Below are 23,928 nucleotides of genomic sequence, written 5' to 3' on the forward strand. Positions count from 1 at the left end.
GGCGGGGTGGACGGCTCGCGGATAACGTGGGGCGCGTGCCTCCAACTTCGCTGAGAGCGCGGCCCGGACGCGCGCGCCGACTCCTCGTGGTGTCCGTGGGCGTGGTGACGTGCGGCGTGTTCGGCCTGGCATGGGTGGTGGACCGCTTCGGGCAGCGCGAGCGCGTGGAGCCCTCCGACGCCGTGGTGGTGCTGGGCGCGCGTGTGCTGGCGGGAGGTGTCCCGTCCGGTGCGCTGCGAGCGCGCACGGAGAAGGCGGTGGAGCTGTACCAGCGTGGCGTGGCGCCCCGGCTCGTCTTCTCCGGAGGCGTGGGCGTGCATCCACCCTCCGAAGCACGGGCGATGCTCGCGCTCGCGACGCGGTTGGGTGTCCCCGAGGAGGCGTGCGTGCTGGAGGAGGAGAGCCACTCGACGGATGACAACGCGCGGCTGACGGCGAAGCTGCTGCGCGGCTTGGGCGCGCGGCGCGTGGTGGTGGTCTCCGACCCGTACCACCTGCTGCGCGCGCGACAGTACTTCCGGCTCAATGGCTTCGAGGTGAGCACGAGCCCCGCGCTGGAGACCGAGCGCAACCTGCACTGGGTGGACCGCTTCTATTGGACGGTGCGCGAGGCCATCGCGTTGTTGCTGCACCCGCGCGTGTTGTGGGCCCGAGCTCCGGCGGACTCGGGGCCGCCCGTCACGACTCCGGAGCGGTGAGCGCGCGCAGCTCGCGTCGACCTCCGGGCACGGCCACGCGCAGCAGCACGGACTTGCCCGGCTCGGATTCCTTCAGCACGCGCGCCAGGTCCGTCGCACGGCGCACCGGCTGACCGTCCGCCTCCACCACCACCATGCCCGGCACCAGCCCGGAGCGCTCGGCGCTGGAGCCCGGCACCACGTCCGTCACCAGCGCACCCGCGCGTGGCAACTCCTGCGCACGCGAGAGCCTCGGGTCCATGTCCGACAGGCTCAACCCCACGCGCTGATGCGGCGGCTCCGCGTGCTCCTCCGGAGGCTTGCGTCGGGCCACGCCCTCCAAATCCGGCCGCGTGCCCAGCGTCGCCTTCAGCTCCGTCTTCTTCCCACCTCGATAGACGGTGAGCGGCAGCTCGGAGCCCGGCGCCTTGAGCGCCACCGCGCGAGTGAGCGCGCGCCCCGAGGCGATGGGGCGTCCCCCCGCCGTGACGATGATGTCATCCGGCTTCAGGCCCGCCTCGGCGGCCGGTGTGCCCTCGTTCACCTCGGTGACGATGGCGCCCTCCGCGTTGGTCACGCCCAGCGCGCCGCCCAGGTCCGGCGTCAAATCCTGCACGGCGACCCCGAGCCAGCCCCGCGTGACGGCGCCATCCTTCTCCAACTGCGGCAGCAGCTCCTTCACGAGCGAGCTGGGCACGGCGAAGCCGATGCCGGACCCCTGGCCGATGATGGCGGTGTTGATGCCCACCACCTCGCCGTGGAGGTTGAACAGCGGCCCGCCGGAGTTGCCCGGGTTGATGGCGGCGTCCGTCTGGAGGAAGTCGTCGAACGGCCCCACCTGGATGTCACGGGCCTTGGCGGAGAGGATGCCCAGGCTGACGCTGGAGGCGAGCCCGAAGGGGTTGCCGATGGCCACCACCCAGTCCCCCACGCGCAGCGCATCCGAGTCCCCCAGCTTCACCACCGGAAGCCCCTTCACGTCGCCCTGGAGCTGGAGCACCGCCACGTCCGTGAGCGGGTCCGTGCCCAGCACCTTCGCGGCCAGCTCGCGCCCGTCGGGAAACTGAACGCGTATCTCCGTGGCATCCGCCACCACGTGGTTGTTGGTGAGCACCAACCCCCGGGCGTCGATGACGAAGCCCGAGCCCAGCCCCTGGCGCGGCCCTTCCTCACGCGGGTCATCGAAGGGAGCGCCAAACGGCATGCCGGGCATGCCTCCGCCGAACGGTGAGCGCGGTCCTCCACCATTCCAGGGAGAGCCCCGACGGGAGCTGCGCGCGGGTGTGGCCTCGCGCACCTCCACGTTGACGACGGCGGACTTCACCGACTCCACCAGCGGCGCGATGGACGCGAGCGCCCCGCGCATGTCCGGTGGCATCGGCTGCTTCGCGGGGGGCGCGCTGTCCGGATTCACCTCGGACGAGGGCGCGGCGGGCTCCTGCTGAGTGGGAGCGGGCTGTGCTTCATCCTGCCCGCGGCGGCAGCCCGCGAGCGTCAGGACCAGGCCCACGGCGACCGCGCGTCTGCTTCCCTTCATCGCGTTCCTCCCCTCGCATCAACGCCGCGCTGCCATGGTGCGGAAGTCGTCCGTCGGATGCGCCGGGCCGTGCCGGCGCGGAGGACGACACGTGTCACTTGAGGTGGTGCCCCTCGTGGGAGAAGGCACGAGGGAGCGGGACTTGCTCGCCCGCTCCACGAGCTTCAGGCCGAGCGCTCACGTGCCGTCACCGCGGCACTCGGAGGCCCCAGCGTGTCGATGCGGCGCAGCAGCTTCTCCAGGATGCGGAAGAGCGCCTTGCGGTCCACGCCATCGAGGATGGAGAGCAGCTGGCCCATGCCCTGGGTCATGAAGCGCTCGAGCCGCTGGTAGGTCTGCATGCCATCGGGCGTGAGGCGACAGCGGACCACGCGGCGGTCGGCCGCGCTGCGCTCACGCAGCAGGTGGCCCTCGCGCTCCAGCCGGTCGACGAGCCCCGTGACGGTCTTCTCGGTGACGCCCAGTCGGCGAGCAAGCTCGCCCATCGTGAGCGAGCCGTCCTGGCCGAGCCAGAGCAGCGCATGCACCTGCGGGGGCGTGAACTGGAGCTGTTCGCAGGTGCTGGCGATGGGGTCACGGAGCGAACGGCGCCGACCCAGCGCGAGCAGAAGCTGCTGGAGCTTCAGCACGTCCGCCGAGATGTCCTCATCCTCTTTAGGGTGGATATTCCGTGACACGGAGTATGGCTTAGCGGGCAGGGCCCCACGGGTCAACCCGTTGTCACGGCGTGGGCAGCCGTGCGGACAATGCGCCCCCCGGTGTAGGGAGCAAGAGGAGCGTACAGGAGTGCGTACCATGTCCAGGCTGTGCGTGCTGACCCTGATGCTCCTGGTAGGGGCCGCGAACGCGGAGGAAGGGCTCGTCTTCGCCGCCGCCAGCACCACGGACGTGCTGCAAGAATTGCGTCCCGCCTTCACGGCGGCCACCGGCCATTCGGTGGTGGTGGCCCTGGGCTCATCCGGAGACCTGGCACGTCAGGCGATTGCGGGAGCTCCGGCGGACGCCTTCCTCTCGGCGGACGTGGCGAGGATGGAGGCCGTCCAGCAAGCGGGTCTGGTGCAACCCGGGACGCGCGCCGACCTGTTGTCCAACCGGTTGGTGGTGGTGGTTCCGGTGGATTCGAAGCGGAAGCTCGCCGGGCCCGAGTCGCTGAAGGGGTTGAAGCGGCTGGTGTTGGCGGACCCGGCCATCGTCCCCGCGGGGGTGTACGCGAAGGCGTGGCTGGAGAAGGTGGGGCTGTGGAAGGAGCTGGAGCCCCGCGTCGTGCCAGCACTGGATGTGCGGGCCGCGCTGTCGGCGGTGGAGGCGGGCCGGGTGGACGCCGGTGTGGTGTATGCGACAGATGCGGCGCAATCGAAGAAGGTGAGGGTGGCCTTCGAGGTGTCCGAGACGGACGCGCCGCGCATCGTCTACCCGGTGGCGGCGCTGACGAAGGGCAAGGCGCCCGAGGTGGGTAGGGCCTTCGTGCGCTTCCTCCAGTCCGAGCCCGCGCGAGCGGCCTTCCGACGACATGGCTTCATCGTGCTCGCGCCGGATGCCGGGAAGCCCGCGAAGTGACGGACGACACGACGGGGCTGGTGCTCTTCACGGTGACGGTGGCGGCGGTGGCCACGCTCATCATCCTCCCGCCCGGCGTGGCGGCGGCGTACGCGCTGGCGCGCTGGCGAGGCCCGGGGCGAGGCCTCGTGGACACGGTGCTCGCGTTGCCGTTGGTGTTGCCTCCGACGGCAGTGGGCCTGGTGCTGCTGGAGCTGCTGGGCCGCAACGGTCCGCTGGGGCGCCTGTTGGATGCGGTGGGCGTGGAGGTGGTCTTCACGCCCGGGGCGGTGGTGCTGGCCAGCGCGGTGATGGCGTTCCCGTTGCTGGTGCGCTCGGCGCGCTCGGGCTTCGAGGAGGTGGACCCGAGGCTGGTGGCGGTGGCGCGCACGCTGGGGGACTCGCGGGCGCGAGCGTTCTTCCGGGTGACGCTGCCGCTGGCGTGGCGCGGGGTGGCGGTGGGCGCGCTCCTGGCGTTCTCCCGCGCGCTGGGCGAGTTCGGCGCGACGGTGCTGGTGGCGGGGAACATTCCCGGGCGCACGCAGACGCTGTCGCTCGCCATCTTCCAGCACACGCAGCTGGGGCAGGACGCGCGGGCCCTCCAGTTGGCGGGCATCGCGGCGTTGCTGGCCTTCGTGGCGGTGTACGCCACGGAGGGGCTGACGCGCTGGCGGGGACGGCGGGTGCGCGCTTGAGTCTGGAGCTGTCCGTGCGCTTGCCGCTGGCGCGCTTCGCGCTGGAGGTGGACGTGCGGCTGGAGGGCGCGTCGGTGGCGGTGCTGGGCCGCTCGGGCTCAGGGAAGACGTCGCTGCTGGAGATTCTCGCGGGGCTTCGACGCGGCGCGCGCGGTCGAGTCGTGGTGGGAGGACGCGTGCTGCTGGACAGCGCGGCGCGCGTGGACCTGGCGCCGGAGGCTCGGCGCATGGGGTACGTGCCGCAGGACGCGCTGCTCTTTCCTCACCTCACCGCGGAGCAGAACGTGCGCTATGGCGCGCGAGCGGGCAGGCCGTCGCGCGTCGAGGAGGCCGTGGCGCTGCTCGAGCTGGGGCCGCTGCTGCATCGCTACCCGGCCACGCTGTCGGGAGGGGAGAAGCAGCGCGTGGCCCTGGCGCGAGCGCTGGCGACGGACCCGGCGCTGCTGTTGCTCGACGAGCCGCTGGCCGCGCTGGACGTGACGCTGAAGGAGCGCGTGCTGCCATACCTCCTGCGCGTGCGGGACGAAGCGCGTGTGCCGATGCTGTACGTGACGCACCAGCTTGGCGAGGCGCGGGTGCTCGCGAAGGAGGCCCTGTTGCTGGAGGACGGGCGCGTGCGCGCGGCGGGGCCCGCGTCCGAGGTGCTCGGTGCGTCCGCGCGCGGACTGCTGGCCTCGGAGTCCGAGGGCGAGGAGAACATCCTCGAAGGCGTGCTGGAGCGGCCGTCCGAAGGTGGCACGCGGTTGCGGGTGACGGAGGGCCTGTCGCTCTGGGTCCCCGACGCGCCGGAGCTGCCACCAGGCGCGCGCGCGGCCTACGCGGTGCCGGCCGAGGACATCCTCCTGTCCATGGGGCCGCTGTCGGGCGTGTCCGCGCGCAACGTACTGGTGGGCACCGTGGTGGGCGTGGAGGGCGCGGGGGCAGGGGAGGCCGCGGCCACGGTGGAGGTCGAAGGCGTGCGCTGGGTGGTGCGACTCACCGAGGCCTCGGTGCGTGAGCTGGGCGTGGCCCCAGGAGTCCGTGTGTATCTGGCGGTGAAGACCGCCGCGTGTCGTCGGTTGCGGTGAGCGCCAGCGCTCGGTTGTTCACGGGAGGCATGTCGAGGCGCTCGCCGGGCTCGGGTCCGCCTTGCCCACAACGACCTGCACGCCCAGGGAGACGAGACACCGGACCTGGTGTCCCGTCCCCTGGAAGCGGGCCGTCACATCAGACGGACATGCTCAGTGCAGGCGCTGGTAGAGGACGTCGAGCAGGGTGCCGTCGTCGCCGCTCAGCTCCCAGAACATCGCGCCGCCCAGGCTCTTGCTGATGATGTAGTCCGACTTCGCGTGGAGCGTCTGCGGGTCGTCATACGCAATCCACACCTGGGTGGACGGGCTGTAGACGTAGGCCTGCTTCGCCTCGGGGTGGGTGAACTTGGAGTACCCGGAGCCCGCGCGCTCGTAGTTGGCCTTCACGTCCTTGTAGTCGAACACGCCCGTCAGTCCGGATTGGCCATCATCCCAGGTGCCGCGCGTGGGCACGCCATTCTGGAACAGGCCGTTGTTCACGTTCGGCACGCCGCCCCAGCCACGGCCGTAGAACGGAACGCCGACGACAATCTTGTTCGGAGCGACGCCCAGCTCGAGCATCTTCGCCACCGAGCCATCCGTGTAGAAGCCCGCGCTCGCGCCCGGGTCATTCGTCACGCGGTTGAGCGCCGAGTGGAAGTTGACCGTGCTCTCGAAGGAGCCGTGATAGTCGTAGGCCATCACGTTGATCCAATCGAGGATGTTGGACAGGTTCTTCGTCTCCTGCTGGTTGGCGAGCAGGGCCGGCGATGCGCCCGTGGCGATGGTGAGCAGGTACGGCTTGCCCGTCTGCGCCGTCACCGCGCTGAGCTGGCTGCGGAACTCCGCCATCAGCGCCGTGTAGTTCTGCTTGTCCGCCGGGTTGTTGGTGTTGCCGGGCAGGCCGCCGCCCACCGGGTACTCCCAGTCGATGTCGATGCCGTCGAAGACGCCGACGCCATTCACCGCGTCCACGCCGGGGTACTGGCCCTTGATGAACATGTCGACGCAGGACTTCACGAACGCCGTGCGGGACGCCGCGGTGGCGGCCACCTGCGAGAAGTACTTCGACCACGTCCAGCCACCGACGGAGATGAGTACCTTGAGGTGCGTCTGCGTCCGCTTCAGCTCCTTGAAGGCGCGGAAGTTGCCGCGCAGCTGCCCCGGGTCCCACTCGCCCGTCCAGCCGCCGCCCTTGTCGATGTCCGCGAACACATCACCGAGGACGCACTTGCCATCCGCGGAGATGTTGGAGAACGCGTAGTTGATGTGCGTCAGCTTGGCCGCGGGGATGTTGGAGACCTGGTAGTTGCGGCCGTAGATGCCCCACTGGGTGAAGTACCCCACGATGCGCTTGCTCGTGTTGCCACCGGGAATCGCCACCGTGACGGGGACCTCCCGCGTGCCTACGTTGCCGGCCGCGTCGAAGGCCCGGAAGATGTAGTTGTAGGAGCCGTTCTGCGCGGAGCTGGAGAAGCTGCGCGTGAAGCTGTTGCCCGTGGAGACGACGGTGCCGTTCTCCAGCAGCTCCACGCGGGACACGCCCACGTTGTCCGAGGCCGTGGCCGTCAGCGTGACGGAGCCCGCGGCGGTGATGTTCGTGGCGCTGGCGTTCAGCGTGACGGTGGGCGCGGTGGTGTCACCCTGGACGGTGATGGCGACCGTGACGGGGACCTCCCGGGTGCCCACGTTGCCGGCCGCGTCGAAGGCCCGGAAGATGTAGTTGTACGTGCCGTTCTGCGCGGAGCCAGAGAAGTTGCGCGTGAAGCTGTTGCCCGTGGAGACGACGACGCCGTTCTCCAGCAACTCCACTCGGGACACGCCGACGTTGTCGGTGGCGGTGGCCGTCAGCGTGAGCGAGCCCGGCGCGGTGATGCGCGCGGTGCTGGCGCTCAGCGTGACGGTGGGTGCGGTGGTGTCACCACCTCCCGCCGGCCCCAGGTCCAGCCACAGGGACGCGACGGCCGGAGGCGTCCAGTCCGACTGCGACGTGTGGGGCTGACGGCACTGGTAGAGCCGGCCGCCATAGGTGACCTGCGTGCCCACCGAATAGGCGACGCCCACCGCCCACTCCGAGGCGAGCGGGGCCTTCATCACGCTGCCAGGGCCCTCGCCCTGCGAGGAGGAAACGTCTTGTCCGCAACCGCCAGCGGACAGGGCTGTGACCATCAGTCCAATGAACCACTTGCTGCGACGCATGCTTGCTCTCCTCGGTGCGAGCCCAGGGCGCCCCTCGCGTCGTCCACGCGGGGTCAGCTCGGGAACTCGTTTCCAGGAAGGAGGCTTGGACCTATTTTTCCGGGTTAATGCCTCGCAGCATTTCCAGGAGAAATGGGTGTGAGGCTTTGCGGTGGACGGTGTGGATGGAAGAACACGCACTCACCGGAAGCGATGCTTGCCTGTCATGGCCTCACCGCGTCGAGGTGCCAGCACAGGAGCGTCGCACGGGCTGCACCGAGCCACTGCCAGTTCGTCGGCCTCGACAGCGGAGCGCGCCAGCCTGCCAGGTGCCAGGGCTGTGCCGCAGCCCGGTGAGTGGAACCGGATGATCATGGATGCGCTACTCCAGGCTGAGACGAGAGCCGGCCGGTTGTTGACGCGGGATGGGATCTTGAAGGAAGTCGCGAGGCATATGCGGGACTATCGAATCCCCATGAACTTCACTTCTGGGAGAGGACGATGAGTGGTGGAGGAGCTTGGCGGGGCGACATCAAGGCACGCCTGTACGAGAGGGTTCGTGAACGGGGCTTCGGCTCACTCATGGCCTTTGCCGATGCGCGCCCTGCCGTTCCGCTGTACGTCCTGGCTGACGAGTTGGGCAACGACGTTGCTGCCGTGCAGATTCTAAGCGGCTTGATGTACGAGGCGGAGCAGCGCAAGCAGGTCACGCGCTTGGTTCGTGACGTCCTCGTGCGCGAGTTGGCCGAGAGGTTCCCGAATGGCTGGCCGGACGTGCTGGACGATGCAACCCGTGGAGAGGTTGCGATGGGGCTCGGGTCGTGGTTCGCCTACACCCCAGTAACCCACAGGGCGCGGGTTGATCGGGCAGGGGATGCGCTTCTCGCCAACCCTCCCCCCGCTGGCTGGCATCCACTCGGCCCTGACGACGAGCTTCTCCGGACGCTCCTCCCCGACGAAGAAGCCTGAACGGAGCTGGTGGCCCTGCGTGTCAGAGACGGAGCTGCCATCGGAGCCCCTTTCTTCATCGAAGGGTTGGCGCTGGTCCGACTCGCGGAGCGCGAGGGCCTGGAGACGGAGGAGGACCACCTGTTCATCCCTTCCCTTGCCCGCGAGGCGCCCCGGGCTTCTATCGAGCCAGAGACTTGGAAGAAGCCGTCGCTGGACTCCCACCGTCCCGGATGCTCCCGAAGAAGCTGCCGTAGGACGGGCTCGCCTGAGCGCTCCCACCTCCAGGGCGAACTCCCCCAGGGCCAGCAGCCCTGCCTCCCGCGAGCAGCCGCGCCGCGGCTCTGTGGACTCACCGGAAGCGCTGTTCGTCACGGCCTCAGTGCCACTGTTCGTTTCCACCCACCCACGTGGCCTGCACGGAGAGGTCCTCGCGCAGCAGGGTGAGGTCGGCTCGGTATCCGGCGGCGAGCCTGCCCAGTCGCCTCTCCACTCCGAGCGCCTGGGCTGGATAGAGGGACGCCATTCGCAGTGCCTCCTCTAGAGGGAGGCCCAGCAGGCGGAGGCAGTTGCGCACCGCCGCTGCCATATCGATATCCGCGCCCGCCAGCGTTCCGTCCTCCGTCACGAGCCGACCGTCCTGGCGCAGGATGGTGTGGCCATACAGCGTGAAGGTGGACTCGTGGGTTCCCACGGGTGGCATGGCGTCCGTGACGAGGAGCACTTTGCCGGGGGGCTTGGCCTTCAAGAGCTGGCGAAGGTTCGCGGGGTGGACGTGGTGGCCGTCGACGATGACGCTGCACCACGCTTCGTCGGCGCAGAAGCCCGCCTGCACGGGGCCGGGTTGGCGGCCCAGCACCGGGGGCATCGCGTTGAACAGGTGCGTGAAGCCGCGCACGCCGGCCGCGACGGACTCCAGGGCGCGCTCGAAGCTCGCCGTGGTGTGGCCCGCGAAGAGGAGCGCGCCAGCGTCACTGAGGCGTCGCAGGAAGGAGTCCTCCACGCGCTCCGGGGCCAGGGTCATCAGCAGTCGTCCGCCCGCGCGGGACAGGTGTGCCGCGAGCGTGGTGAGGGACGCGAGGTCGCTCGGCTCTGGCTGACGGATGTAGCGCGGCGCGTGGACACCGGGGCGCTCGGGGCTGATGAAGGGGCCTTCCAGGTGGATGCCGAGCACGCCACCGTGGGGGCGCGACATCGCCTCCGACGCGGCGGCGCAGGCGCGGGTGGTGAGGTCGGGGGCGTCGGTGATGAAGGTGGGGAGCAGGCCCGTGGTGCCCGTGCGCCGCATCGTCGCGGCGATGGCGAGCGCCGCGTCGACGGTGGGGGACTCGTTGAACAGGACGCCGCCCGCGCCGTTGACCTGGAGGTCGATGAAGCCCGGGACGAGCAGCGTCCCTGAAGGCAGCGCGCGCGGAGTGATGCCCACGGGGGTTTCCTCGCGGGGGACCACCGCGACGATGCGCTCGCCGTCGAGCACCACCGCGTGCCCGTCGAGAAAGCGCTCTCCGGTGAACACGCGGGCGCCCAGCAGGACCTGCGTCATCTCGTGGCCTCCATGGGTCGAGCCCGCTGGATACCACCATGAGCCCCGCGGTGGTGCTCGCTGAATGGACGGAAAGGACGCTCGCCTGCCAGGTGGGGCGGATGCGGGCAACTGGGTGACGCCTGGGATTGAACAACCCGACGCCTGAGTCCCGGGTCCGGGGGTTGTTTCCCGACGCGTGCCTCACAACTCGGTGGTGCGCCTTCGCTGAGCGCGCGCCGACGCGTGCCCCCGTGAATGGAAGAGGAGTCAGGTGATGCTGAGTTTCCGAACGAAGACAGTCACGCTCGGCGCGGTCCTGCTGGGCTGGGTGGTGCTCTCGGGCTGCGGGCTGCCCGAGGAGGGCGTGACGCCCGACACGCACGGAGACGGCGTGGGACGCCCCATGGCAGCCCAGGAGGCCGTGGGTCCGCCGAGCGTGCGCGCGTGGCAGGTGTTGGACACGGGCATGATTTATCGCGGCAACACGCGCTCCTCGCGAATCGCGCGGGACAGCGGGGGCAACGTGCTCACGCTGGCGAGCTACTGGCGCAACGGCTCCCAGCGCACGCTGGAGCTGCTCAAGCTGAATCCCTCTGGACAGGAACTCTGGCGCAAGGTCTTCGACTGGCCCGTGGCGCAGCTCCAGCCGGCCGAGTCCGACTTCTATTCGTTCCCAGACCTGGTGGTGGACGCCGCCGACAACATCCTGATGGCGGGCCATGCGCCGGAGACGATGGACCTGGGGGATGGCGCGCTGGGCAGACGCTCCTTCGTGGCGAAGTTCTCTCCATCGGGGACGCTGCTGTGGCGGCACGCCCTGTGTGACGAGCTGGGCATCCGCGCCGTCGCGGTCGACTCGCAGGGCGCGGTGTGGCTCGGAGGCCAGGTGGGCTTGAACTGCAACGTGGGCGGTGGCGTCCGGTGGGTGCTGGAGGTCCCGGGGTGGCAGGGCTACATCGCGAAGTTCGCCGCGAATGGCGACTACGTCTTCGACCGCGCGATTGGTGGCAGGGGTGACCGCGTGGAGGTCATGGACCTGAAGACCTCCTCGGACGATGGAGTCGTGGTCGTGGGGTGGCGCTATGTCTTCAATCGCGGGCCGGACCGGGTGGCCTTCGTGTCCAAGTTCGCCCGGAATGGTCCGCACCGCTGGTTCCGCGAGTACCCCAGCGCCACGGGTGGCTTCTACTCCGTCGCCGCGCTCGGTGACGATGTCGTCGCGGTGGGCAGCTTCTCGGGGACCATGCGCTTCAAGGGGCAGGACTACGCGGGTGGCATCTGGGGGCGCGGCAACATCGCCGTGTACTCGCTCACCGGCGAGGAGCGCTGGATGTCGCTGGTGGGTGCCTGGCTGAAGGATGTCTCCACGGGCCCGCTCGGCATCGCGGTGTTGGGTGCGTGCGACGCCACGTGTCCGCCGCCCGAGGTCCAGTTCGGCGGGACAGATGGAGTCCTCGGGCTCTACTCCCCGGCGGGAAGTCGCCTCTGGGGCGCGGGAATCGGGCCCTACCACGGCGCTGCGTGGGAGCTGACGTACCACCCCACGGGCGAGGTCTCCCTCACGGGGGACGCGGACGTCGACACCTCGACGTCGCCGTTCAGCGCGAAGCAACTCATCCAGCGGTTGCGGCTCCAGTAGCGCGCGGCACCTCCTCGCGTCAGCAGCAACCGCCGGGTCCGAAGGAGGCCCTGTCCTGCTGGGTGACGTTCATCGTGGGTGCGAGGCCAGGGGGAGAGACGCAAATCTGCTCAAACAGTATCAGTCGGGCTCTACTGCCAGGAGCCTCCCTGTCCTCGAGGTTGTCCAACCAGGGCGGCGTCACCCGCCGTGTGACATTGAGTCACGGATACCACCGCGGAATTTGTCTTTATTCCGAGAACCCTGTCGTGCTCGTGTGTGAAGTCCTTGCACTGGGGGGATGTCAATGGCGCCACACCGCCGAAACACGGGCGTCGCATGGAAGGCCGTCTGGCTCTTGTTCGTGGTCCTGGGCGCCTCCGGCTGTCAGGCGGGCACTTCGTCGCCGGAGGAGAGCCTGGGCACAGCGAGAGCCGCCGAGACGGCCAGCCGCCTGGGGCTCGTGGCCGCCGGTCGCAACCACACGCTCGTCGTGCGCTCCGATGGGACTGTCTGGGCCTGGGGTGACAACGCCCACGGCCAGTTGGGCAACGGCAGTCTCCAGGACCAACGTGTGCCCGTCCGGACCTGGGGCTTGTGGAACATCAGCGCCGTGGGCGCCGGTGACATGCACTCCCTGGCGTTGAAGTCGGATGGCACCGTGTGGACCTGGGGCAGCAACGTCTACGGCCAGTTGGGCGACGGCACCACCACGAGGCGCCAGACGCCAGCGCGGGTGTCTTCGCTGGTGGAGGTCGTGAAAGTGGCCGCGGGCTTCTCGCACTCGCTGGTGCTGAAGGCGGACGGCACCGTGTGGGCCTGGGGCAGCAATGGCACGGGGCGGTTGGGGGACGGCACCACCACGCAACGCCTGCTGCCCGTGCAGGTGCAAGGCCTGCCATCGATTACGGCGATTGCCGCAGGCAATGCGCACTCGCTCGCGCTCGACGCCAGCGGGGCGGTGTGGTCCTGGGGCAGCAACGCCAATGGACAACTGGGCGACGCCACGCCCGCCTACCGGGCACTCCCCGCCCCAGTCCCGGGCCTTGGAAACGTGACGGGGCTGTCGGCGGGCAGCAATCACTCTCTGGTCCGGAAGGCGGATGGCACGGTGTGGGCGTGGGGTGCCAACGCCTACGGCCAGTTGGGCGACGGCACGACGACGGCCTTCCGCTCCACGCCGCAACAGGTGCCGGGCTTGGGGGGCGTGGACGGTGTGCTGGCGGCGGAGGTGCACTCGCTCGCGCTGAAGTCGAATGGGACGACCTGGGCGTGGGGGGCGAACCCGCGAGGCCAGCTTGGCGATGGGACGCTGGAGTCGAGGCTGCTGCCCGTGCAGGTGGTGGGGCTGACCAGCGTGGTGGCGGTGGCGGCGGGCAGCGGTCAGCACTCGGTTGCATTGCTGGTGAGCGGCGATGTGTGGACGTGGGGCCAGAACGTGGAGGGACAGTTGGGAGATGGCTCCACCGCCCTCAGTTCCCTGCCCAGGCGGACGCTGGGTCTGGTCGAGCGGACAACGGGGGCCTCGGGGGCCGCGCATTCACTGGCACTGAAGCCCGATGGCAGCGCCTGGGCTTGGGGCATCAACGACGTGGGCCAACTGGGCGACGGCACCACCACGAATCGATTGGTGCCCACGCAGGTCCCAGGCCTCGCTGGCGGAGCGGCCCTGGCCGCGGGCTTCTCGCACTCGCTGGCACTGACGTCGGACGGCACCGTCTGGACCTGGGGGTTCAACGTTGGTGGTCAACTGGGGGATGGCACCACCACCACCCGGCTGGCGCCCACGCAGGTCGCGGGCCTCACCGGTGTGGCGTCCCTGTCCGGAGGCAACAACCATTCGCTGGCGCTGAAGGGGGACGGCACCGTCTGGGCTTGGGGGAGCAACTCCTACGGCCAACTCGGCGACGGCACCCTCATCCGCCGGCTGGTGCCCACACAGGTCGCGAGCCTCACTGGCGTGGCGGCCCTGGAGGCGGGCCACAACCACTCGGCCGCGCTGAAAGGGGACGGCACTGTCTGGGCCTGGGGTGACAACGGCAATGGCCAACTGGGGGACGGCACCCTCACCAACCGACAGGTGCCCACGCAGGTCGTGGGCCTCACGGGCGTGGTGTCCCTGGCCCTGGGCTACGGCCACTCCCTGGCGCTGAAGGGGGACGGTACCGTCTGGGCCTGGGGTGACAACCTCTATGCCCAACTGGGGAATGGGACGACCACCCGATGCCTGGTGCCCACGCAGGTACTCGGTCTCACCGGCGTGGTGTCCCTGGCCGCGGGCACCTCTCACTCGCTCGCGCTGAAGGAGGACGGCACCGTCTGGGGTTGGGGCCTCAACAACGCGGGTCAGCTCGGCGATGGCACCCTCATCAGCCGATCGATACCCATCCAGCTATCGGGGCTCACTGGCGTGGTGTCCCTGGTGGCGGGCGACTCCCACTCGCTGGCGATGAAAGCGGACGGCACCGCCTGGGCCTGGGGCTGGAACTATCAGGGCCAGTTGGGCGACGGCTCGTCAGGGACAAATCCCTCTCCGGCCGTCGTCTCATTCAGTGGCGGTCGCAGTCTGGCGGGCGGCTCGCATTCCTTGGCTCGAAAATCGGACGGCACGGTCTGGGCCTGGGGGGCCAACAACGCTGGCCAACTGGGAGATGGCACAAACACCGACCGACCGTTGCCCGCGCAGGTCGCCAACCTCTCCGACGTGGAGTCGTTGGTGGCGGGTACTGCCCACTCACTCGCATTGAAGTTCGATGGCACCGTCTGGGGATGGGGCTCCAACAACCAGGGCCAACTGGGAGATGGCACCACCACCCACCGACTGGTGCCCACGCAAGTCCCGGGCCTCACCGACGTGGTGTCCCTGGCCTCGGGTGGCTCCCACTCGTTGGCGCTGAAGGCGGATGGCACCGTCTGGGCCTGGGGCCGCAACGCCAATGGCCAGCTGGGAAATGGCAACACCACGGGCCGGCTGGTGCCCACGCAGGTCTCGGGCCTCATCGGCGTGGTGTCCCTGGCCGCAGGCACCTCTCACTCGCTGGCGCTGAAGGCGGATGGCACCGCTTGGACCTGGGGGGCCAACAGCTCCGGCCAACTGGGAGATGGCACCACCACGGGCCGGCTGGTGCCCACGCAACTCGCGGGCTTCACCGGCGGGGTGTCCCTGTCCGGGGGCACCGCTCACTCGCTCGCGGTGAAGTTCGATGGCACTGTCTGGGCTTGGGGTTCGAACCTCTATGGCCAGTTGGGAGATGGCTCGACCTCCACCCGACTGGTTCCCACGCAGGTCCCCGCCCTCTCGGGCGTCAAGGGCGCGAAGACCGGGGGCAACCACTCGCTGGCGGTGAGGGCGGATGGCACTGTCTGGGCTTGGGGCCGCAACACCACGGGGCAGTTGGGGGATGGCACCGTCATCCAACGACAATCGCCCACCCAGGTGCCGGGGTTGATGTCTGCCGTGGACATCCTGGCTGCGTCCACCCATTCCCTCGCCGTTTCGGCGGACGGAGTGCTGAAGAGCTTCGGAGACAACCTCTACGGCCAGCTTGGCAATGGCATCCCGTCCAGCAGGCTGACGCCGATCCAGGTCTGGTGAGACGCCCATCCCTTTCTCGGGCAATCATCGCGCATGTGCGGTGGAGGGTGGGCGCTACCTGCCACACGAGGCGTAGGATGAGGCATGCGTTCTCCAAAATGGCCCCTCCTGGCCGCCCTGGTATTCGCTTGCGTCGCCTCCGCGGCCAGCCCCGTGCCCACCTACCAGACCCAGACCCTGGAGGGCTGGACGGTTCGCATCGATGACCGCCTGCTGGCGGCGGCGAACAAGCCCCTGACGGACAAGGCCCTGGTGCTCCTGTCGGCGCAGCTCAAGGAGGTCGTCCGAATCGTCCCCGCGGGCCCCGTGGCTCAGCTCCGCAAGGTGACGCTGTGGCTGTCGCCGCCCTATCCCGACGCGCCGGATGCGGCTCGGTACCATGCTGGCGAAGCCTGGCTGAGGCAGCTTGGTCGCAACATGGCGATGCTGAAGAGCATCGAGTTCTCGAATGTCCTCATCTTCGAGAAGGAAACCCGGCGGATGCCCGTGTTCGTGCTCCACGAGCTCGCCCATGCCTATTACGACCGTGTGCTCGGTGAGCGCGCCGACATCAAGGCTGCCTATGCGCGCGCGATTGCAAACAGGAGCTACGACTGCGTGGAGCGCAGGCGTGGGCCCGACCAGCCCATCACGTTCGAGCCTGCCTATGCCATGCTCGACGATTGGGAGTTCTTCGCGGAGACCTCGGAGGCGCTCTTCGGCCGCAACGACTTCTATCCCTTCACGCGTGAAGACCTGGGCAAGCACGACCCGGGCATGCTCGCGCTGCTCCAGCAGGTGTGGCAGTTGACCACGACCACGACACCCGCCCCGCCCACGACACCGCCTGTGTCCGCCGCCTTCGATGCCCGCTGCTACTACCGGTTGACGACCCTGTGGCAAGGCGAGGGCATGTCGCTGGACATTCTCTATGACGACAAGGCCAACAACGTGCCCATCCTCGCCAGGACGGGCAAGCTCTCGGGGCAGATGTGGAAGCTGACTCCGGAGGCCAACGGCTTCTACCGACTGACGACCCAGTGGCGTGGGACCAGCCTGTCCCTGGCCAACACGGCCGGCAATCGCCCCCTCCTCGTCAAAACGGCGGCTGTCCCGGAGCAGCGATGGAAGCTGATTCCGGAGCCCAACGGCATCTACCGGCTGACGACCCAGGCGCAGGGCGACGCGCTGTCTCTGGGCATCGTCAATGACAGCAAGGCCAACAACATCCCCATCCTCGCCAAGACAGTCTGCAGTGACTCGGGGCAGCTGTGGAAGGTGACCTCCGAGCGCCCTGTGGGGGATTAGCAGTGAGCCAGGAGCTCTCGTTGGCGCCAGTGAGTCAGGGCGCGGTGCGCGCCTGTTCGGCCTGGACCTGTCGTGCCTCCAGCTTGCGGTAATGGTCGGCGAGGACGTCGAAGGCCTGCTTGCGCTGGCCTGTCTCCGAGAGCAGTCCCTTGCGATTCCACCCCTGCTGGTAGACGGGGTGTTGTCTCCGGGGTGAGCGGAAATCCTTCAGCACCCACGGCACCAAGCCCTGCGCACCGCTTTCTGGGCAATGAACGGTGACTTGGTTTGGGGTAGTCAGATGCCGTTCGCAATGCTGAGCTTTGGGGATTCTATCTCTTCCCGTTGAGGGCCGTTTCAAAAAGTGGGGATAGTTGCTTGCATTGCTGTTGCAGGCTTAGGTCTAAGTTGGGGTCCCCCTTTGATGCAATTATCCAGCCGCCAATGCAGGGTACTGCAGAAAACTCGCGGCCCGTGAGTCGACAGACGTGAATGGGCGTATTGCCTTTGTGGCACTGTTTTTCGAGAATTGGGGCCAGTCGAGAGGGTTCGTTCCTTGATTCGGCAATAAGTAGTGCCTGGAGATGGTTGTTTTTTCCGCTAATGCCGATGAGGACCCGGTAGGTGCCAGAAGAAAGCCACCGACTGTGCCACCACCTGTCTTCAGTCTGCTCTTGGATAGGCCATCCTGCCATTTCGAGCTCGGTTCGAGTCTGCCCTGGGAGCGGAATGCATAGCCCTAGAGCGCCGATCAGGAATCAGCCCGAGGAAAATCGATCGCTTACGAGCACGGTCGACGCGGGCTGTCGCCGAGTGCTCAGGTCACCTCCTCACGGAGGTGCCACTTGGACCGATGGAAGCCCACGATGGAGTGCAGTGCCCGCGAGCAGAAGCTCCTGAAGCTCGCCGGCAAGAGTCGGAAGCTCTTCGTCTTTCTGCGCGAGCACCGGCACGAGTTGTTCGACGACGCTTTTCAGGCCGAGTTGGAGTCGATGTATCGACAGACGGGCCAGGGTGAAGCCGCGCAGCCGCCTGCGCTGATGTGCATGGGCCTGTTGCTACAGGCCTACCTGCAGACTTCCGATGCGGAAGCGGTGCGTCTGTCGGCGAGCGACCGCTGCTGGCGGTTGGTTCTCGGAACGCTCGATGATGAAGAAGACGCGCCCGCGTTTTCGCAGGGCGGGCTGCAGCAGTTCCGCGAGCGCCTCATCGCGCACGAGATGGACCGTCGGCTGCTCGAGCACACCGTCGAGGTGGCGAAGCGGACGAAGGGGTTCGATTCGAAAAAGACGCCGAAGACGTTGCGAGTGGGGGTCGACAGCCGCCCTTTAGAGGGAGCCGGGCGGGTTGAGGACACCATCAACCTGCTCGGCCACGCAGGCCGCAAGGTGGCCGAGTGCATGGCGCTCGCGCTCGGCACTGACGTCGAGGAGGTGTGTCAGCAGGCCGATGCGCCGTTGCTGAGGGCCAGCAGCATCAAGGCCGGCCTCGACATCGACTGGAGTGCGCCCGACGCGAAGCTCGACGCACTCAATCGCCTGTGCCGACAACTCGACCGCCTCATGGCCTGGGTGGCGAAGCAGTCGAAGTCGTGCGTCGAGGCGCCGCTGACGCGTTACATCGAAGCGCTCGCGCAGGTGCGCGAACAGGACCTCGAGCCTCGCCCCGAAGGAGGCGTTCAGATTCGACAAGGCGTGGCAGCCGACAGGCGCATCTCCATCGAGGACGCCGACATGCGCCACGGGCGTAAGAGCAAGAGCAAGCGCTTCAATGGCTACAAGCAGCACGTCGGCATCGACCTCGACACCGAGCTCGTGGTGGCCTGCGCCGTGTCACCCGCCAACCGCCCCGAAGACGAGGCGACGGACGCACTGCAGGAAGACATGGCCCACCAGGACCTCTATCCCGACGTTCTGCTCGTCGACAGGGCATACCTCAACAGCACGATGGCCGAGGACGTGCTGGCCAGCGGCGGCGACCTCGTCTGCCGGCCGTGGCGAGGAGCCAGCGCGAAGCCGGGACTGTTCGGCAAGCGCGACTTCAAAGTGAACATCCGCGACGGTACCCTCACGTGCCCCGCGGGTGAGGTGGAGCCCTTCGAGCCCGGCGCCGTCGTGCACTTCGACCCGGAAGCCTGCGGACCGTGCAAGCTGCGCCCCAGTTGTACCCAGGCCGCATCCGGTAAGGGGCGCAGCGTCACGATGGGCGATGACGAGCGGCTCCAGCATCGCCTTCGCTCACTTCTGCAGTCGCGCGCGGGCCGCGCACAACTCCGCGAGCGGGTCGGCGTCGAGCATCGCCTGGCTCATCTCGCCAACCGCCAGGGTCCGAAGGCCCGTTACCGAGGCACGCGCCGCAACCTCTTTGACCTCAGGCGACTCTCGGTCGTCCAAAACCTTGAGGTCGCCGCGCGCTTCCAGCTCGCGGCGTGACCTAACCTGTTCGGCGCTCTAGAATCGCCAGTCCTGTGCAGAGTGTCACTATTCACCTCCAAATTGGCTTTGCCAGTACCATTCCATAACCTTGTGCGGTGTTACCAGTGCATTGGGTGAGTCGGGCAGCGCGCCATCCATTGCTTGGTCTGAAAATTCCGGAATGGGTGCGGGGGCGCCTGGACGTGCAAGATATTGATAATCAAAGAGTCCGGCATGAGTTAGTTCGTGAGCTAGGTTTGTCACGGGATTATATCCGTCGCGAACAACCATCTGGTCATATAGCTCAATAGTCCCGCCGGCGTTACATCGGTTTCGGCCCACGCCGAGTCCCGGAATGAACCTTCCGTAAACTCCATTCTTCAGCCCTGTTGGGAATTGCGCATCCCCCGTGACGCTGTAGACGTAGGGCGACCTGTCTAGGTAGTTGTATAGCGCGGCGCCACTTGGATGCTGTTGAAGCTGCGCGATGAGCAAGGAGGCGCGAGCATCAACTGCGTATACCTCGCGGCCATCCGGATCGACGAAGTTGACGGGATTGTTGAGTGCGTACATGTAGGAGGGGACGGCATGGCCAACAACATCCCCATCCTCGCCAAGACAGTCTGCAGTGACTCGGGGCAGCTGTGGAAGGTGACCACCGCGACTCCTCCGGATTCACCGTGAGCAAGTTGAGGACTCCCCTTGCCAACGGTCACCCCGGCCCCGACTTTCGTCAGGCGCTGTTCGTCAGGGCGCAGTGCGCGCCTGTTTGCGCTGGCCCGTCTCCGAGAGCAGTCCCTTGCGATTCCATCCCTACCCACGGCACCAGGCCCCGTGCACCGCTTTCAGGGAAATGAGTCGCCCCCGTCCATCGAGCGCGGCTCTCCGGCGGCGACGCGCACACCATCGCCACCATCTCCCCGCGCTGCCGAACCGACCTGGCGCACCCGTGACTCAGCGACCGAGATCTGGGTAGGCACACCGGGCTGTGCCCGTACAGGACAGCGGGAGGCCAGGAGATTCTGTTATGTTCGGCCGCGTCTTGGTTCACCAACTCGGTCCGGCTCAAACCCCTCGTGCGCGGTCTGGCTTGACGCAGCGTGCGAAGCGAGTCATCGCTGCCTCTCCATTTCTGAAAGCCCTTCAAGCCGCGCCGCTGAGCGGCTCTGCGCGCTCCCAGGATCCGCACCATGCTCACGCCCTCCCTTCCGCTGACCCCTGACACCGCGAGGCACTTGTCCCTGCTGCGGATGCTGGGGCCGCCGGAACCGTCGCGGCACTCTCGGTGGCAGCGGTTGGCCTGGGATGCGTCGTCGCGCTATCTGTTGTCGGTCCAGGAGCGGGGCGGTACGCCGCTGCGTTGGTGGGACCTGCACTCGGAAGAGTCGGCTCCGCTTGTCGCGCACCCCGGCCCCCAATGCGTGGGCGCGTGGTTCCTGCCCGGCTCCCAGCGGCTTCTGTCCGTGACGGTACGTGGCACCCTCCAGACCTGGTCCGTCACCGACGGCAAGCTGTTGTCCTCGGTGGAGACGGGTGGGTCCGTCGCCCATGGGTGCCTGTCGTCGGACGGCGCGCGCCTGCTGCTCACGGCCAGCCAGGGACGCGGTCCTGCTCTGGGACCTGGAGCGCAACTGGCCCGTGTGGCAACTGGAGGATCCGGCCTTCCTCTACGGCTGCGCATTGTCGCCGGATGGCCGGTTCGCGGCCGTGGGCGTCGCCGAGGAGCAGGACGGCGACGCGACATGTAGCTCGGTTCGCCTCTGGGATGCGAGGACCGGTAAGCCCGTGGCGACCCGCACGCTCGACTCAATGCGGATCTGGACCGTGGCGTTCACGCCGTCCGGAGCGTCGCTGGTCGCCGCGAATTCCGCTGGCCAGTTGTTGTTCCTGGACCTTCCCGGACTTGAAACCACCCGGACCCTCAGGGCCCCAGCCTCCGGGGCCCTGCAGTTGGAGTTCAATCGGGAGGGCACCTTGCTGGCGGCGGGTCCGGACGCGAGCGCGTTCGCGGTCATCGACGTTCGTGAGGGACGCGGCGTCTTCGCCTATTCGGATCTGCACGACGAGGAGGGAAGCACCGCGAACTTCTCTCCCGACGGACGCTTCGTGAGCTGGGGCATGGACGACGGCAAGGTGGGCGTCTGGGGCGTGAAGCCGCGTCCCTGACGCCACTTGAGACTGTTCCCCAGGCATGACGCCGACGCAGACGAATCGACCCGATGGCGGGGCGACGGGTGGAGCAAGCATCCGAGAAGGAGGCCATGCGCCAGCGCCTCCAGCAGTGCCTCCGTGGCAGTAACTGGGCAGACGATGAGGTCATGCGCCGGCTGGCCTTGAAACTGGAGGCGGAGACGTCCCTCAAGCAGTGGGTTCGCCTGACGAAGCTGCGCTGGCGCGTCGAGCCTCCAGCGTCAGGGCGCGGTGCGCGCCTGTTCGGATTGGGCCTGTCGTGCCTCCAGCTTGCGGTAGTGCTCGGCGAGGACGTCGAAGGCCTGCTTGCGCTGGCCCGTCTCTGACAGCAGTCCCTTTCGATTCCACCCCTGCTGGTAGACGGGATGTTGTCTCCGGGGTGAGCGGAAATCCTTCAGCACCCACGGCGACAGTCCGCGCAGCGAGGGCACCTTCTCGCTCATCGCGAGCGTCTGTCGGTGGTACTCGGCCTGGAACTCCTCGGAGAACTTTCGCTTCAGCCCGGGCTCGTGGAAGCCCGCCTGCGCATCGGCGCCGAACTCGGAGAAGATGAGCGGCTTGCCCGTGTCGTTGCGCCAGCCGATGCCCGGCAGGTCCGCCAGCGCGTCGTCGGAATACCAGCCGTTGTAGGTGTTCACCGCTGCGACGTCGAGGTGGCTCACCAGCGGGTCCTTCACCACCATCACCGACTTCCCCTTCTCCTGGACGCGGTCAATGAGCAGCGCCGCCGTCACCAGCCGCGTGTCGTCGAGCGCCCGCGCATCGGCCGCCAGCCGCGCCAGGAACGCATTGCGCGCGTCGCTCACGGGCGTCTCGTTGGCCACACTCCAGAAGGCGATGGAGGCGCGGTTGCGATCTCGCAGGATGTTCTCCGCGAGCATCCGCCGCGCCGTCTCCAGCGTCTCGCCCCGGGCGAAGTTGACGCGCCAGTAGACGGGAATCTCGCTCCACACGAGCAGCCCCATTTCATCCGCCATGCGCGTCATGACTTCCGCGTGGGGATAGTGGGCCAGCCGCACGAAGTTTCCATGGAGCCCGTGCTTCACCTCGCCGAGCAGCGCGCGCGCCGCCCCGGGAGTCATGGCCCGTGTGGGGTGCTTGCCCAGCTCCTCTTCATGAAGGCTGATGCCGCGCAGGAACACGGGCTTGCCGTTGAGCAGGATGTCGTGGCCTTTCACCGCCAGCGTCCGGAAGCCGATGCGGTCCACCAGCCGGTCCTCACCGGCCTCCACCGCCACCTCGTAGAGCGTGGGCTGCTCGGGACTCCATCGCTTCAGTGCCGAGGGCTCCACCGCGTCACCCGTCCAGCTCCCATCCGCGCCAGTGCGTCCCTTGAGCGTCAACGCGAGCGCGGGAATATGCACCCGCACGTCGGCACCACCGGCCTTGGCGCCCTGGAGTCGCACCGTTGCGCGAAGGCGGCCGTCATCGCCCAGGCGGACCCACGCATCGTCGATGTACGTGGCGGGAGTCAGCACCAGCCGCACGGGCCGGGTGATGCCGCCATAGGTCTCCCAGTCCGTGACGGTGGGCGGCACGGTGTCGGCGGAGCGGACGGAGTCGACACCGACCGTCACCTGGTTCTCTCCCGTCCGCAGCAGGGACGTCACCTCGAACGCGAAGGGCGTGAAGCCTCCTTCATGTGTCCCCACCGGCTTGCCATTCAAATACACGCGCGCCACGTAGTCGGCGGCGCCGAAGCGCAGGAACGCCCGCTGTCCCGGCGCCTTCGTCGCGGTGAAGGTCCGCTGGTACCAGACGAGGCCGTCGTAGTAGCGCATCGTCTCGTCGTGGGAAATCCACGAGCCGGGCAGGTGGACCACGGGCGAGCGGCGCATGTCGTACTCGTAGAGCGCCGTGGGGTTCGCGCGCGTGAGGACATCGACATCGACGTCGTCATAGCGCCGGTGCCCGGGGCCCGCCTCCGCGCCATGGAAGCCCGCGAGCCCATCCCGGTACGGGTCCACCGACCAATGCCATGCACCCGACAAGTCTTCCCCGGCGCGGGCCTCCACGTTGACCAGCACCGGCCCGGGTGTCAGGGGAGGAGCACTCGCGAGGGATTGCGTCGCCAGTCCGACAATCACGGTCATCCCTCCGCACCACTGTTTGAGCCACCGTCCCGGCATCATCTTGCTCCGTGAGTGGGAGCGTGTCCGTCAGGCTTCGGCGCACGCCGCGAGAGGAGCAGGCTAGGCAGGGAGGCCAATCCCTGTCGAACCGGTGCGCATGTCCAGTCCGCGTGTCGAGGCGAAGCCCCACCCGGTCCTCGCCGTGCTCCTGGGCGTCCTCCTGGCATTCCTCCCCAAGTGCGCCATGTGCTGGGCCGCCTGGCTCAGCCTGTTCGGAGGGGTCGGGCTCGCGAGCGGACCCGCCCTGGACTGGCTCTTCCCGACGCTGATGGGCCTCTCCGCGCTCCACCTGCTGCTCCTGCTGCGGAGGGCGCCGCGCCGGGGACCCGCCCCCTTCGCGCTCAGCCTCGCGGGCTTCGTCGTCATCCTGCTCGCCCGGGAACAGCCAGTCCCGGCGCGCTGGCTGTTGTTCCTCGGCATCGCGCTCATGGTGAGCGGCTCGCTGCTCAACGGCCTGCCTCGAAAGAAGCCACCTGAGTCGGACCTGCCCTCACTTCCGACGCGTTGACGCACGAGGACTACGAGACGAGCGCGCCGTGAAAACGGACATCCCTCCGTTGCGCCCTAT

General features: G+C 68.2%; 18 protein-coding genes and 1 pseudogene. 12 read left to right on the top strand and 7 right to left on the bottom strand.

The window, feature by feature from the left end:
* Window positions 1–35 precede the first annotated feature (35 nt).
* Window positions 36–698, top strand: coding sequence for a YdcF family protein (locus tag ACN469_RS38650; RefSeq protein WP_498776537.1), 663 nt, complete (start codon window positions 36–38; stop codon window positions 696–698).
* Here ACN469_RS38650 and ACN469_RS38655 read toward each other — a convergent pair.
* Together ACN469_RS38655 and ACN469_RS38660 are read right to left on the bottom strand one after the other, a co-directional pair.
* Window positions 679–2,214 carry a trypsin-like peptidase domain-containing protein gene (locus tag ACN469_RS38655; protein ID WP_498776539.1) on the bottom strand — a complete coding sequence of 512 codons (1,536 nt, stop codon included), beginning with the start codon at window positions 2,212–2,214 and terminating at the stop codon, window positions 679–681. The genes ACN469_RS38650 and ACN469_RS38655 overlap by 20 nt on opposite strands.
* 164 nt (window positions 2,215–2,378) lie before the next feature.
* Window positions 2,379–2,891 (bottom strand): MarR family winged helix-turn-helix transcriptional regulator, encoded by a 513-nt coding sequence (locus tag ACN469_RS38660; protein WP_498776541.1) that lies wholly within the window; start codon window positions 2,889–2,891, stop codon window positions 2,379–2,381.
* A gap of 118 nt (window positions 2,892–3,009) precedes the next feature.
* On the opposite strand from ACN469_RS38660, the gene modA reads away from it, so the two are divergent.
* The 3 genes from modA to modC are packed head-to-tail and all read left to right on the top strand — an operon-like array spanning window position 3,010 to window position 5,512.
* Complete coding sequence (gene modA / locus ACN469_RS38665; RefSeq protein WP_498776543.1) at window positions 3,010–3,771, top strand: molybdate ABC transporter substrate-binding protein; 762 nt, start codon at window positions 3,010–3,012, stop codon at window positions 3,769–3,771.
* Complete coding sequence (gene modB / locus ACN469_RS38670) at window positions 3,768–4,445, top strand: molybdate ABC transporter permease subunit (RefSeq protein WP_498776545.1); 678 nt, start codon at window positions 3,768–3,770, stop codon at window positions 4,443–4,445. The genes modA and modB overlap by 4 nt, the downstream gene beginning before the upstream one ends.
* A 14-nt stretch (window positions 4,446–4,459) precedes the next feature.
* Complete coding sequence (gene modC / locus ACN469_RS38675) at window positions 4,460–5,512, top strand: molybdenum ABC transporter ATP-binding protein (RefSeq protein WP_498776547.1); 1,053 nt, start codon at window positions 4,460–4,462, stop codon at window positions 5,510–5,512.
* A 153-nt stretch (window positions 5,513–5,665) separates the two neighbouring features.
* On the opposite strand, the gene ACN469_RS38680 is transcribed toward modC, so the two are convergent.
* Window positions 5,666–7,693: a glycosyl hydrolase family 18 protein gene (locus ACN469_RS38680; RefSeq protein WP_498776548.1), complete on the bottom strand. Its 2,028-nt coding sequence runs from the start codon at window positions 7,691–7,693 to the stop codon at window positions 5,666–5,668.
* A 480-nt stretch (window positions 7,694–8,173) separates the two neighbouring features.
* On the opposite strand from ACN469_RS38680, the gene ACN469_RS38685 reads away from it, so the two are divergent.
* Window positions 8,174–8,641 (top strand): NUDIX hydrolase, encoded by a 468-nt coding sequence (locus tag ACN469_RS38685; RefSeq protein ID WP_498776550.1) that lies wholly within the window; start codon window positions 8,174–8,176, stop codon window positions 8,639–8,641.
* 358 nt (window positions 8,642–8,999) lie between these two features.
* Here ACN469_RS38685 and nagA read toward each other — a convergent pair whose 3' ends face one another.
* The gene (gene nagA / locus ACN469_RS38690) at window positions 9,000–10,163 is read right to left on the bottom strand and encodes an N-acetylglucosamine-6-phosphate deacetylase (RefSeq protein WP_498776552.1); all 1,164 of its coding nucleotides are present in this window, start codon (window positions 10,161–10,163) and stop codon (window positions 9,000–9,002) included.
* Between the two features lie 256 nt (window positions 10,164–10,419).
* On the opposite strand from nagA, the gene ACN469_RS38695 reads away from it, so the two are divergent.
* The 3 genes from ACN469_RS38695 to ACN469_RS38705 all read left to right on the top strand — a co-directional run bounded on the left by ACN469_RS38695 (window position 10,420) and on the right by ACN469_RS38705 (window position 16,645).
* The gene (locus ACN469_RS38695) at window positions 10,420–11,784 is read left to right on the top strand and encodes a hypothetical protein (protein WP_498776553.1); all 1,365 of its coding nucleotides are present in this window, start codon (window positions 10,420–10,422) and stop codon (window positions 11,782–11,784) included.
* 286 nt (window positions 11,785–12,070) lie between these two features.
* Window positions 12,071–15,358, top strand: coding sequence for an RCC1 domain-containing protein (locus ACN469_RS38700; protein WP_498776554.1), 3,288 nt, complete (start codon window positions 12,071–12,073; stop codon window positions 15,356–15,358).
* Window positions 15,359–15,442: 84 nt separating this feature from the next.
* Window positions 15,443–16,645, top strand: a complete 1,203-nt coding sequence (locus ACN469_RS38705) for an RICIN domain-containing protein (RefSeq protein ID WP_498776555.1) — start codon at window positions 15,443–15,445, stop codon at window positions 16,643–16,645.
* A 34-nt stretch (window positions 16,646–16,679) separates the two neighbouring features.
* Here the strand turns inward: ACN469_RS38705 and ACN469_RS38710 are convergent, their stop codons facing one another.
* Window positions 16,680–16,859, bottom strand: a complete 180-nt coding sequence (locus ACN469_RS38710) for a hypothetical protein (protein WP_498776556.1) — start codon at window positions 16,857–16,859, stop codon at window positions 16,680–16,682.
* Between the two features lie 610 nt (window positions 16,860–17,469).
* Here ACN469_RS38710 and ACN469_RS38715 point away from each other — a divergent pair.
* Window positions 17,470–19,056 (top strand): IS1182 family transposase, encoded by a 1,587-nt coding sequence (locus ACN469_RS38715; protein WP_498765577.1) that lies wholly within the window; start codon window positions 17,470–17,472, stop codon window positions 19,054–19,056.
* Window positions 19,057–19,104: 48 nt separating this feature from the next.
* Here ACN469_RS38715 and ACN469_RS38720 read toward each other — a convergent pair whose 3' ends face one another.
* A complete protein-coding gene (locus ACN469_RS38720) occupies window positions 19,105–19,611 on the bottom strand; it encodes a hypothetical protein (protein WP_498776557.1) in 507 nt (168 codons plus the stop codon).
* 975 nt (window positions 19,612–20,586) lie between these two features.
* Here ACN469_RS38720 and ACN469_RS38725 point away from each other — a divergent pair.
* On the top strand, window positions 20,587–21,204 hold the full coding sequence (locus ACN469_RS38725; protein WP_498776558.1) for a WD40 repeat domain-containing protein: 618 nt from the start codon (window positions 20,587–20,589) through the stop codon (window positions 21,202–21,204).
* 38 nt (window positions 21,205–21,242) lie between these two features.
* Window positions 21,243–21,389, top strand: a pseudogene (locus ACN469_RS38730) (IS701 family transposase); the annotation flags it as partial.
* Window positions 21,390–21,449: 60 nt separating this feature from the next.
* Here ACN469_RS38730 and ACN469_RS38735 read toward each other — a convergent pair.
* Complete coding sequence (locus ACN469_RS38735; protein WP_498776560.1) at window positions 21,450–23,315, bottom strand: glycoside hydrolase family 2 protein; 1,866 nt, start codon at window positions 23,313–23,315, stop codon at window positions 21,450–21,452.
* A gap of 142 nt (window positions 23,316–23,457) precedes the next feature.
* Between ACN469_RS38735 and ACN469_RS38740 the strand changes: the two genes are divergently transcribed.
* Complete coding sequence (locus tag ACN469_RS38740; RefSeq protein WP_498776562.1) at window positions 23,458–23,868, top strand: hypothetical protein; 411 nt, start codon at window positions 23,458–23,460, stop codon at window positions 23,866–23,868.
* The last annotated feature ends 60 nt before the right edge of the window (window positions 23,869–23,928 follow it).

This window comes from Corallococcus terminator, assembly GCF_049194865.1.
In the GTDB taxonomy this organism is placed as follows: Bacteria; Myxococcota; Myxococcia; order Myxococcales; family Myxococcaceae; genus Myxococcus; species Myxococcus terminator_A.

Coding starts and splice junctions, on each gene's coding strand:
- ACN469_RS38655 (WP_498776539.1), bottom strand. CDS start 2,214: ATGAAGGGAAGCAGACGCGCGGTCGCCGTGGGCCTGGTCCTGACGCTC.
- modA (WP_498776543.1), top strand. CDS start 3,010: ATGTCCAGGCTGTGCGTGCTGACCCTGATGCTCCTGGTAGGGGCCGCG.
- ACN469_RS38680 (WP_498776548.1), bottom strand. CDS start 7,693: ATGCGTCGCAGCAAGTGGTTCATTGGACTGATGGTCACAGCCCTGTCC.
- ACN469_RS38685 (WP_498776550.1), top strand. CDS start 8,174: ATGAGTGGTGGAGGAGCTTGGCGGGGCGACATCAAGGCACGCCTGTAC.
- nagA (WP_498776552.1), bottom strand. CDS start 10,163: ATGACGCAGGTCCTGCTGGGCGCCCGCGTGTTCACCGGAGAGCGCTTT.
- ACN469_RS38695 (WP_498776553.1), top strand. CDS start 10,420: ATGCTGAGTTTCCGAACGAAGACAGTCACGCTCGGCGCGGTCCTGCTG.
- ACN469_RS38700 (WP_498776554.1), top strand. CDS start 12,071: ATGGCGCCACACCGCCGAAACACGGGCGTCGCATGGAAGGCCGTCTGG.
- ACN469_RS38705 (WP_498776555.1), top strand. CDS start 15,443: ATGCGTTCTCCAAAATGGCCCCTCCTGGCCGCCCTGGTATTCGCTTGC.
- ACN469_RS38720 (WP_498776557.1), bottom strand. CDS start 19,611: ATGTACGCACTCAACAATCCCGTCAACTTCGTCGATCCGGATGGCCGC.
- ACN469_RS38725 (WP_498776558.1), top strand. CDS start 20,587: ATGGGTGCCTGTCGTCGGACGGCGCGCGCCTGCTGCTCACGGCCAGCC.
- ACN469_RS38740 (WP_498776562.1), top strand. CDS start 23,458: ATGTCCAGTCCGCGTGTCGAGGCGAAGCCCCACCCGGTCCTCGCCGTG.